The following is a 3,324-nucleotide window of genomic DNA, read 5'->3' as shown; positions in this document are numbered from 1 at the left end:
CCGCTCCCTTTGTGGATCGTTGCAGACCCACCTTGGCACATCAGATGCCGTCGGGGGGCGGTCACATCATCAACGCCCATCATCTTGTTCCGTCAATGTTATTTTCTGCCAATATGGAGGGAATCATGTCCGACGAGGCCAGAGGCGGAAAATTCCTCGGTCAACGAGTGGGCGAGAAACAAATCCACAAACTGATCGGTATCGCCAGCGGGCTGCTGGCGGAGGGTCAATTGAGCGTTGGCGAGATCGAGTTTCTGCATCGCTGGCTTGCCGGAAACGATGGAGCGCGAGCGAACCGTCTCGTCGCGCAGCTTGTCGGCCGCCTTCACACCGCCCTTGCGGATGGCGCCGCCATCGACGAGGATGGGCGGGCAGACCTGTTCTCGACCATGCAGGCTTTGACAGCCAATGACTTCGAGCTTGGCGAAATCCTGAAAGCGGCCACCCTGCCCCTGTGCAACCCGGCCCCCGATCTCGACTTCGCAGGGTCACGCATGTGCTTTACGGGAACACTCACGTTTGGAACACGGAAAGACTGCGAAGCCGCCGCCTCGGCCCAGAGTGCAATCTGCGGATCGCTGACATAGAAGACCTGATATCTTGTTATCGGCGAGTACGCGACGGACAGCTGGACGCATTCGCCCTTCGGCAACAAGATCATTCAGGCTGCAGAATGGCGATCGGGCGGGCTCCCAATCAGGATCGTGTCCGAGCAGCATTGGCGGCAGTTCTTGGTGTAAAGAGCAGCGCAATGTGCCGCACCCGTCTTCGGATGCTATGGCAACGGCTTCCCGACCTTACCTGACATCATGTGAGCCAGAAAGGCTGGCAAACAAGACTGGCAGAAAACCTTGCGCGCCAGCCTTGGCTGTTTGTCGGTCGGCGTCGTGGCTTTTCCTCTCAGAGGGTCTGCAGGTCGACCGCGCTTGTCTTGCCGTTGCGGCCGGCTTCCAGTTCATAGGATACCTTCTGCCCATCCGGGAGGGATTGCAGCCCGGCGCGCTGGACCGCGGTGATGTGGACGAACACGTCCCCGCCTCCGGCATCCGGAGCGATGAAGCCATAACCCTTTTCGGTATTAAACCACTTGACCGTCCCTGTCGCCATAAAGGCCTCCCTTTCTCATCAGGTCTCTTGCGTGGCACATGGTCCGGCGATGCTGCAAGAGTTTTTGGCGGAGTCGGAGCGTTACCTGCCCTGTCTCTTCGTCGGATCCTGCAACCAACGTTGTAGCGAGCGAACAAGCAATGCGGTGATCGCGGCCATAGCTGCCAGAATGCCGAACGTTGCCCCGAGCCAGATTGCATAGCAAAGCCATATCAGTTCACCCGTAAGAAAGGCTAAAGTTAGTTTAGTTCCGGAGAAAAAGGCGACACCCACACTGAACATCACACCCCCGAAAAGCGGCAAAGTTTCGCGGGGTCCTAACATAATGGCGATCACCGGAATCATAAGAAATTCAAGTCCCAGAAAACCACGCGACAAATGGGGCTTCCGTGCTTCCGCGCTAAACGCGACCGCGACACCGATCAGCAAACTGGTGAATGCGCCATGGCCGCCAATTAGCAAAAAATAGGTCGCCCAGAGGAGCAGGCTCACAATGTTCAATCGGGTGAGCCAACGATCACTGGGAAAGGCGCGTGCAACCAGCCCCAAGATGAGAGCAACACTGCCGATCATGGGGTAAAGAAGGTCGAGCATGGCCTGCATCTATCGTGTATGGGTTCTGTTAACTATCCGGAGGATCAGCCGTCCCTACCCGCGCTGAAGTAGCAACCGCCGTTGGGTCTTGATCCGCACCGTAGTACGCAATTCCCCCACGCCAATCACGCTGTGAAATGAGGATCGGTATGTTTCGGCGTGCAATCTTGGCTCCGACTAATTTTAGGTGCAGCTTGACGCCTCCTCTGCGGCACTGAGGAGCCGGGCTCTGAGCAGGTTGAGCTTTGCCCAACCATACATTTGGCGCTTGACGAGCTTGAGTTTGGTGATCTGACCTCAGTCTGACCGGCGGACTTCGGCAGGGAAACGCGAGTATATCACGGCTGCGCGAGAGGGCGCCGTGGCCCTGCCCGTTTTGTGGCGGCAAGGGCAAGTTGCTCCGTCACAAGCCATTCCGATGAGCCACGGTTCGGATTCGTCATAGTTGTCCCCTCACGCCGGAACCCGCACCTCAGCGGCGCACGACTAGAAGGCCGATCCCGGCGGCGAGCCCCAAGGTTTGAACCGGATGGCCGCGGGTCCAGTCACGGGCCTCTTCATAGCCCAGTTCTGCATAGAACGCCGCTTCCTCGGCTTTCCTGTGTCCGGTTTCATACGCGCGTTCGGCATAGCCCTGCCCCATGTCCCGGATGCGGCCGACATACTCGCGGCCTGCATCCAGCGTGTCGCTTACGGTCGCGGCGCCTTGCTCGGCCAGATGGGAAGCGCCTGCCTTGAGGTCGTTGAGGACCCCTTCGGAAGTTGCCTTGGTGTCTTGCTCCAGTTCAGCAGTCGGGTTCTGGGTCATTCTCACGCTCTTTCTGTGATAGAGGTCTTGCATAAGAACAACAAGACGCGCCGCCGTGCGTTCCATTATGACGCCCCGGCACCTCCTCGAGCGCTCCAGGCAGCAATCAGAGCAACGGGCCCTGGCACGGCGTTGCGAGCATGATCGCGACCTTACCGATCCTGTGTCGCCGGCACCATGAGCGACGCTGCGCCGTATGCTGCGGCAAGCATGAATCGCCACCTCAGAAAAGCCGCGGGGCGGCACGGCGCACGGCGTGTGCGATGGCAGAGCCCAACCATGCTGGAATCAGCGAGGGTCAGGGTTCGAATTGTGGCGAGATGACGAGGATCCTGTGGTTGTGCCCGTCAGCATCAGATGCGGCGCCCTTATGATGGTGCGGAGGTAGAGGGCGTTCGTCAAGCTTCGGACGGCTTGCCTGCAGAACATCCAGCATGTCGGGAAAGCCGCTGGCCAGGTCCGGCATCCCACAACCGCATAGGCAGTCTGGCCTATCTGTCTGGTTGTGAGACCTCATTGGCATAGAACAGGATTTCGTCGACCTTAGGCATGAGGTCGTTGCAGTTGGCAGGCTTGTAGCACGGGTTTGCCAAGCGGTTGTTGTGCTCGAGCCGTCGGTGGACGGCACCGAGGGGCGACAAGCCGGAAAGGACGCGCTGTCGTCGTCGGTTGTAGGCCTGATTGAAGCCGGACAGGAGAACTTCCAGGTCTGCATGGCTGGAGTGCGTATTCCACCGTATCCGACCGCTTATTCCAGCAACATCCGACCAGCTGTTCCACGATCATCCGACCGGTCGGCGGTAGCGGTCTGAGGC

4 protein-coding genes and 1 pseudogene are annotated in these 3,324 nt (G+C 59.1%); 1 reads left to right on the top strand and 4 read right to left on the bottom strand.

Annotated features, from left to right (window positions below; translation table 11 throughout):
- Nucleotides 1-587 (top strand): BRCT domain-containing protein (locus OU682_RS23555; RefSeq protein WP_268944614.1); only part of this gene is annotated, 587 nt, incomplete at its 5' end.
- Between the two features lie 313 nt (nt 588-900).
- On the opposite strand, the gene OU682_RS23550 is transcribed toward OU682_RS23555, so the two are convergent.
- The 4 genes and pseudogenes from OU682_RS23550 to OU682_RS23535 form a co-directional block, all read right to left on the bottom strand.
- Complete coding sequence (locus OU682_RS23550; protein ID WP_268944613.1) at nt 901-1,107, bottom strand: cold-shock protein; 207 nt, start codon at nt 1,105-1,107, stop codon at nt 901-903.
- An 81-nt stretch (nt 1,108-1,188) separates the two neighbouring features.
- Nucleotides 1,189-1,701: a YgjV family protein gene (locus OU682_RS23545; protein WP_268944612.1), complete on the bottom strand. Its 513-nt coding sequence runs from the start codon at nt 1,699-1,701 to the stop codon at nt 1,189-1,191.
- Nucleotides 1,702-2,173: 472 nt separating this feature from the next.
- Nucleotides 2,174-2,575: a hypothetical protein gene (locus OU682_RS23540; RefSeq protein ID WP_268944611.1), complete on the bottom strand. Its 402-nt coding sequence runs from the start codon at nt 2,573-2,575 to the stop codon at nt 2,174-2,176.
- A 425-nt stretch (nt 2,576-3,000) separates the two neighbouring features.
- A pseudogene (locus OU682_RS23535) lies at nt 3,001-3,231 on the bottom strand (IS481 family transposase); the annotation flags it as partial.
- Nucleotides 3,232-3,324 lie beyond the last annotated feature (93 nt).

The sequence above is a fragment of the Paracoccus benzoatiresistens genome (assembly GCF_026913015.1).
Taxonomy (GTDB): Bacteria; Pseudomonadota; Alphaproteobacteria; order Rhodobacterales; family Rhodobacteraceae; genus Paracoccus; species Paracoccus benzoatiresistens.
This window is presented reverse-complemented; position numbering and strand designations above follow the sequence as displayed.